This window comes from Dyella flagellata, assembly GCF_030160275.1.
In the GTDB taxonomy this organism is placed as follows: Bacteria; Pseudomonadota; Gammaproteobacteria; order Xanthomonadales; family Rhodanobacteraceae; genus Dyella_B; species Dyella_B flagellata.
In genome coordinates, this window is the sequence record NZ_BSOA01000021.1 from 1 (window position 1) to 8,375 (window position 8,375).

Genomic DNA, 8,375 nt, shown 5'->3' on the forward strand with positions numbered 1-8,375 from the left:
CCGGACGGCCAGCTCGATTTCCTCGGCCGCGTCGATCACCAGATCAAGCTGCGTGGCTTCCGTGTCGAGCTGGGCGAGATCGAGAGCGCGCTGCTGCATCAAGCCGGCGTGGCCCAAGCGGCCGTGCTATTGCGCGAGGACCAGCCCGGCCACCCGCACCTGGTGGGCTATGTCGCACCGCTCGCCGGCCATGACCTGGAGGCGGCGATCCTGCGCCGCAGCCTGTCCGAGCACCTGCCCGACTACATGGTGCCGGCCGCCCTGGTGGTGCTCGCGGCCTTGCCACTGACCACCAACGGCAAGCTCGATCGCCAGGCGCTGCCCGCCCCGACGTTCACCGCCGCGCATCAACGCCTGCCACGTACGCCCCAAGAGGACATCCTCGCCGGCCTGTTTGCCGACGTGCTGGGCTTGCCCAGCGTCGGCATCGACGACAGCTTCTTCGACCTGGGCGGTGACAGCATCAGTGTGATCCAGCTGATCAGCCGCGCACGCAAGCTCGGGTTGGTGCTTTCCCCCAAGGACGTGTTCAAGCATCAGCACGTCGCGGGATTGGCAACCATCATCCGCTTGCCCGAGGCCACGGCGCAAGCGGACGACATCGCGGTAGGCGAGCTGTTTGCGACACCCATCATGCATTATTTCCTCGCGCACTATGGCGTACCGGCTGTCTTTACCCAGAGTTTGCTGCTGCAGGCGCCGGCCGAACTGGTGCTCGCCGATCTCACGATGGCATGCCAGGCATTGCTGGACCATCACGACATTCTGCGTCTGCACGCGCCGCAACAAGGCGACGCTGCAGCATGGCAACTCGAGGTGGCACCGACGGGTACGGTTCGCGCAGATGCCTGCATCGAACGCATCGATGCGAGCAGCATGGATGCATCCGTCTTCAGCCAGCGCATCACCGAAGCAAGCCGCGCGGCCGAGCAGCGTTTGTCACCGGCGCAAGGCATCATGTGGCAGGTTGTCTGGTTCGATACCGGTCGCCAAGCTCCCGGACGCTTACTGCTGATCTTTCATCATCTGGTCGTGGATGGCGTGGCGTGGCGCATCCTGCTGCCCGATCTGATCAGCGCATGGCAGGCCGCGCGTGCAGGCCGCACCCCACAGCTTGATGCAAAGAGCACGTCGTTCCGGCAATGGGCGCAGCGCCTGCATCAGGAAGCGGCCAACCCGCGGCGCATCGATGAATTGCCGTTGTGGCTGCATATTCTGCAACAGCATGATCCATTGCTGTCGCAACGCCCCTTACTTGCGCAGGACACCGCAAGCACCGCTCGCGATATCACGCTGCGCTGGCGCCACCCGCGGCTGACTGAATTGCTGACGCGGGTGCCGGCGATCTTCCAGGCGCGCATCAACGATGTGCTGCTCACGGCCTTGACTGTGGCGGTCCTGGCATGGCGCCGTCAACGCGGCATGGACGAAGCGAACGGTCTGCGCCTCGATCTGGAAGGCCATGGCCGCGAGGACCTGTTTGACGATTGCGATCTGTCGCGCACCGTCGGCTGGTTCACCAGCGTGTTTCCGGTCTGGCTTCCCGGCATGGATATTGCGCAGGCGCTTGCCGGTGGGCCTGAGCTTGGACGTGCGCTAAAGGCCGTCAAGGAACAATTACGCAAGCTGCCTGACAATGGCATCGGCTTTGGCTTGCTACGCCATCTCAACGCGGAGACGGCCGCCACGCTGGAAGGCTTTGCGCCGGCGCAACTGAGTTTCAACTATCTCGGCCGCTTTCCCGTTACGCGCGACCAGGATTGGACGCCGCTCGCGGATAGCGAGGGACTCGGCGGCAGCATGGACGAGTCGTTGCCGCTCACGCACGCCATCGCGTTGAATGCTTGCGTACTTGATCACCCGGAAGGCCCGGAGCTGGTGGCGACATGGTCGTGGGCCGGCGCCTTGTTCGACGAAGGGGATCTGCGCTGGCTTGCCGAAGGCTGGTTTGATGCGCTGCACGCGCTTGCCGTACACGCTGAGCGCCCGGATGCGGGCGGCTTGACGCCGTCGGACATGCCGCTGGTCGAGCTGGACCAGGCCGGAATCGAGAGTCTTGAAGCCGAATTTCTATCGAGCATGGATCTGCCGGATCACGGCGATCCCGACGAATATTGACGAGGGACGAAGTCGATGTCGAAGATTGCTGAAGTCCTGCCGCTGTCGCCTCTGCAACAGGGTTTTCTGTTTCATGCGCTGTATGACGACCAGGCGACCGATGACTATTGCGTGCAATCGGTATTCGATTTGAACGGAGTGCTGGATGCGCAGATGCTGCGTGACGCGCTGCTCGCGCTGATGCAGCGGCACGCCAATTTGCGCGCAGGCTTCATGCAGCAGGGGCAGGCGCAGCCCATGCAGGTGATTCCGCGCGATGCCGCTGTGCCGTGGCAGATAATCGACCTTTCCGAACAGGACGAGCCGACGCGACAGCGAAAATTGCAGGCGACACTGGATCGCGATTATCGCCGCCGCTTCGATCCGGCCCGTCCCCCACTGCTGCGCTTCACGCTGATTCGTCTCGCCGGCGAGCGGCATCAGCTCGTCTTTACCTACCACCATATTTTGCTCGACGGCTGGTCCATGACCGTCCTGCTGGACGAGTTGTTCACCTTGCTCAAACATCGCGGCGACGTCTCGGTACTGAAACCGGTCACGCCATACCGTGAGTATCTGGCATGGATAAAACGGCAAGACGTCGAGGCCGCGCGCATGGCGTGGCGTGCTTACCTCGACGGAGTGGAAGAACCATGTCGTCTCGTTGCGCATTTACCGAACAATGCACCGCCCACGCAGACATTTATCGTGAAGTTGCCGCAGGCGTTGACCGCCGCGCTCACCCAGCAAGCACGCCAGCATCGCTTGACGCTGAATACGTTGTTGCAGATGGCATGGGGTGTGTTGATCGGCAAACTCGGCGGACGCGACGACGTTGTGTTCGGCATTACCGTATCGCATCGCCCGCCCGAATTGGCCGGCGTGGAAAGCATGGTCGGCATGATGATCAACACCGTGCCGATGCGCATGCGCCTGCGGCCGGAACAGACACTGCTGGAACTGCTGCAGCACGTGCAGGGTCAGCAGGCCGGCCTGATCGAGTATCAGCACCTGAGCCTTACCGAGATCCAGCGCAGCGTGGGTCTGGGTGAGCTGTTCGACACGCATGTCGTATTCGAAAACATGCCGCTTGGTCAATTGTCCGATGACGACGGCGCATCGGTCGCTGGCTTGCGTATCACTGACCTGGGCGGCGCCGGCGGCGATCGCACGCACTATCCGCTGGGCTTGTGCGCGATTCCGCGCGCCTCCGGGCTGGAATTGCGCCTGGGCTATCGTACGGACCTGTTCGAACGCGCGCAGGTGGAAGTGATCGGCCAGCGCCTGCAGGGCTTGCTGGAAGCGTTCACCGCCGATCTGCAGCAACGCGTGGGACAGCTCGGCATCCTGCAGGCGCACGAACGCCAATGCGTGTTGCATGATTGGAACGACACCCAGCATCCCCTACCCGAAACCACCCTGCCCGCCTTGTTCGAGGCGCGCGTGCGGGAATGCCCGCACGCCATCGCGCTGCACTGGCAGGCATCGTCGCTCAGCTACACCCAACTCAATGCGCGCGCCAATCAACTGGCCCATCGCCTGATCCGGCAAGGCATCGGCCCCGAACAGCTCGTAGCCATCGCGCTGCCCCGCTCGCTGGAACTGATCGTGGCGCTGCTGGCCGTGCTCAAGACCGGCGCCGCCTATGTGCCGCTGGATCCGGAGTATCCGCCCGAGCGCCTGGCGATGATGATCGAGGATGCCGAACCGGCGCTGGCGCTCACCATGCAAGAGCAGGCGCACTGCTTGCCGGCAGCGTTGCCCGCGTATTGCCTGGACGATCCGACGCTGCTCGCCGAGTTGGCGCAACAGCGCCAGAGCGATCCCACCCAAGCTGAGCGCGTCAGCGCCCTGCACAGCCACCATCCGGCCTACATCATCTACACCTCCGGCTCGACCGGCCGTCCCAAGGGTGTGGTGATACCGCATCGCGCCTTGACCAATTATCTGCGCTGGGATTGCCATAGCTATTACGGCGCTGCCACCGGCGGTTCGCCCACGGTGTTCTCGATCAGCTTCGATGCCGGCATCACCACACTGTTCGGCGCGCTGGTGGCCGGCCAGGCGCTGACCGTGCTGCCGGCCGGCGAAGAAATCGAACAGCTGGGCAATGGCCCGGGCGACAGCGCGCCCTACACTTTGTTGAAAGTGACACCTTCGCATCTGCGCCTGATCAATCAGCAGTTGCAGATGCACGCGGTGGCCAGTCCTACAGCCATCCTGATGACCGGCGGCGAAGCGATGGTGCCGGCCGACATCGCGTTCTGGCAGCAACGCTATCCGCAGGTGCGGCTGGTCAATCACTTCGGCCCCACCGAGGCGACGGTGGGCTGCGCCACCTTCGAGATCACCGAGGATGTCAGCCAGTGGCCGCGCATCCCGATTGGCCGCCCGATTTGGAATGCGTGCCTGTATGTCCTGGATGCCAGCCTGCAGCCGGTGCCGCCTGGCGTGGCGGGTGAGCTGTATATCGCCGGTGATGGCTTGGCGCGCGGTTATCACCGGCGTGCCGGGCTGACCGCGGAGCGTTTTGTCGCCAGCCCGTTCGGTGCGCCGGGCCGTCGCATGTACCGCACCGGGGACCTGGTGTGCTGGCGTCCGGAGGGGGTGATCGATTACCTGGGCCGTATCGATCATCAGGTGAAGATTCGCGGCTTTCGCATCGAATTGGGCGAAGTGGAGGCCGTGCTGCGGCACGTGGCGCAGGTGGAACACGCGCTGGTGTTGGCGCGCGAGGACCATCCCGGTCAGAAGCAGCTGGTCGGCTATGTAGTGGCTTCGGCCGAGCGTGTACCGGACCCGGCCGAGCTGCGCCGCGGCATGGCCGGGCATCTGCCCGACTACATGGTGCCGGCCGCCATCGTGGTGCTGGATGCCTGGCCGCTGACACCCAACGGCAAGCTTGATCGCAAGGCCCTGCCTGCGCCGGGGTTCACCGCCGCGCAACGGCGGGCACCGCGCACGCCGCAGGAAGCCACGTTGGCGGAGCTGTTTGCGCAGGTGCTGCATCTGGATGCGGTGGGCATCGACGACAGCTTCTTTGATCTGGGTGGCGACAGCATCAGCTCAATGCAGCTGGTCAGTCGTGCGCGCCAGGCTGGTTTGCATATCAAACCCAAGGATGTCTTCGTCCATCAAAGTACGGCGGCGCTGGCCGCGCTGATCGAACCGGCGGTCACCGCGACGCCTGTCCATGCGGATGATTCTGAAGGTGTGCTGGCACCTACTCCCATCATGCGTTGGTTGCTTGATCGAGGCCTGCTGGCCAATCAGTATCAACCGGCAGTCAAGCGGTTAGTGAATGTACCGGCAAACTTGACGCAGGAACAACTGACGCGCGCTTTGCAGGTAGTGCTCGATCAGCATGCCGCGCTGCGTTTACGCTTGCACGCAAACGGCGATGACTGGCGACTGGACATACCAGCGGCAGGCAGTGTCGACGCTGCCGCCTGCCTGCAACGCGTAACGCTTGCCCGTACCGATGCAGATCAGCGCCGCAGGCGGATGCTTGAAGCAAGCAAGCTGGCCGCATCGCGGCTGCGTCCCGAACAGGGCGTGATGCTCGATGCGGTATGGTTCGATGCCGGCGAAGGGCAGCAGGGGCAGCTGCTGTTGACGTTGCATCGCCTGGTGGTGGATGGCGTTTCCTGGCGCATCCTCATTCCGGACCTGATCGCGGCCTGGGAGGCGATCGCTGCGGGACGAAGCCCCGCATGCGATACAGGCGGCACTTCGCTACGGCATTGGAGTCAGCAGCTGGCGGATGAAGCGGTGACACCGCAGCGCGTGGCCGAGCTGCCGTTCTGGAAAAACGTACTTGCCGCGGCGCGCGTTCCCAATGCCGGTTCGGATACTCCCGTGCATGAGACGCGCCGGGTCAGCAGCATGCGCCTGACGCTCCCGTCAGCCATGGCGGCGGAACTGCTGACGCGTGTACCCATGGCGTTCAATGCGCACATCAACGAGGTGTTTCTCACGGCGCTAGCCTTGGCCATGGCCGGATGGCAACAACAGCGCGGCTTGCAGCCGCATGCGCTGGGCCTGGATATCGAAGGCCATGGACGCGAAGAATTTGCCGGCGCGGACCTGTCGCGCACCGTAGGCTGGTTTACGACCCGCTTTCCGCTGTGCCTGGACCTGGGCGCGCTCGATGCAGCGAACATTCTGGCCGGGGGCACGCCGGTGGCCGCCGCATTCAAGCGCATCAAGCAGCAGTTGCGCGCGGTACCGGATCGCGGCCTTGGCTATGGGCTGTTGCGCTACTTGAACAAGGACAGTGCGCGCGAACTGGCTGGTTCCGACGCCATGCCGGTCGGCTTCGCTTATCTGGGCCGTATCACCGCGGCTACATCGGCACAGGCCGGTCCCGCACTGGATGACGATGCGATAGCTCTCACCCGCGCCGGCGCGGATGAGATGGATCTGTTCATGGCGCATGAGCTGGAGTTGCATGCGGCCATTTTCGATCGCCCCGACGGGCCGGAACTCAACGCCATCTGGCAATGGTGCGAACCCCGCTTTTCGCAGAGCGAGGTGCAAAGCCTCGCAAATCTGTGGTTTGCAAGCTTGGAGCTACTGGTCGCCGAAGCCCGGCAGCCGCGGGCCGGTGCCCTGATCCCCTCGGACCTGCCGCTGGTCGCCGTCACTCAAGCGCAAATCGATCGCCTGCAGGCCCGCTATCGGCAACTGACGGACATCCTGCCGCTGTCGCCGATGCAGCAGGCATTTCTCTTCCGTGCGCTCTACGACGAACGTGAGTTAGGCACCTACACCACCCAGCGCACATTCGAGTTGAACGGTGCGCTCGATCCCGACTCGCTTCGCAGCGCGGCAGACCGGCTGCTCGAACGTCATGCGCATTTGCGCGCGGGTTTCGTGCACGAGGAGCTGGATCAGCCAGTCCAGGTGATTTCGCGCGACGCGGCCCTGCCCTGGAAATTCGTCGATCTTTCCGCGCTGGAAGCGGGTCGGCGTGAAGCCGAGCTGCAGACCTTGCTGGATGCCGAGCACGAACAGCGTTTTGATCCTGCCGCGCCGCCGCTGATGCGTTTCACCTTGGTGCGCCTGGCGGAGCAGCAGCATTTGTTGGCCCATACGGCGCATCACGTGCTGATCGATGGCTGGAGCTGGCTGATTCTGTTGAACGATCTGTTGGAACTGTATCGCCACGGCGATGCGGCGCGCTTGCCTGCCGTGACGCCCTATCGCGATTACCTGGCCTGGATCCAGCGACAGGATCGCGCCGCCGCACGCCTGGCATGGCAGGACTATCTGGAGGGCGTGGAAGAAGCCACACGCGTTGCGCCGCATGCCAGCGCCATCGGTGCCGAGCAAGAATCGTACGTTCTCAGTTTGCCCGCGCCGCTCACTTGCGCGGTACAGCAGCAGGCGCGCCGATGGGGCGTGACGCTCAATACCGTAGTGCAGATGATGTGGGGCCTGGGCCTGGGCGCGCTGACCGGCCGCAACGATGTGCTGTTCGGCACGATCGTGGCCGAGCGGCCGCCGGAGTTGCCGGGCGCCGAGCAGATGGCGGGCTTGATGATCAACGCCGTGCCACTGCGTCTACGCTGGTCACCGGCCCAGAGCCTCGGCGAACTGGCTGCGCGTTTGCAGGAGCAGCAGGTTCGACTGCTCGAACACAATCATATTGGCCTGATCGAGATTCAGCGGATCGCCGGCTTGGGCGAGCTGTTCGACACGCATATCGTGTTTGAAAATTATCCGTTCGATCCAGAAATACTGTCGACACGCCCGGAAGATCTGCGCGCCACCTTCGGCGAGGGTCAGGGCGGCACGCGTTCGCACTATCCCTTGGGGCTATGGGCAAGTCCCGGCAAACAGTTGACGCTACAGCTGGGTTATCGCCCCGATCTATTCGACCGCCCCGCTATCGAACGCTTCGCGCAACGCCTTTTGCATCTGTTCGAAAGCTTCACCCAGCATGCCAACAAACCGCTGGGCCAGATCGATCTGCTTAGTGCAGAGGAACGCCGCACGATACTCGATAAATGGAATCCACCCGCTCCGGTGGTAGCCGCATCGACACTGCCACAATGCTTCGAGCGACAAGCGGCACTGACGCCCGAATCGATTGCACTGGTCTGCGAACAGACGCAGCTGAACTACGCCCAGCTCAATGCGCGGGCCAACCAACTGGCCCATTACCTGATCCAATGCGGCATCGGCAGCGAACAGATCGTGGCCATCGCCCTGCCACGCTCGCCCGAGCTGGTGATTGCCTTGCTCGCCGTGCTCAAGGCCGGCGCGGCCTATCT

2 protein-coding genes are annotated in these 8,375 nt (G+C 63.7%); both read left to right on the forward strand.

Going from position 1 to position 8,375, the window contains the following annotated elements; translation table 11 throughout:
- Positions 1–2,118 (forward strand): condensation domain-containing protein (locus QQJ96_RS12050; RefSeq protein ID WP_284332256.1); only part of this gene is annotated, 2,118 nt, incomplete at its 5' end.
- Positions 2,119–2,133: 15 nt separating this feature from the next.
- The coding region (locus tag QQJ96_RS12055; RefSeq protein ID WP_284332257.1) for a non-ribosomal peptide synthetase at positions 2,134–8,375 on the forward strand (6,242 nt) is incomplete at its 3' end.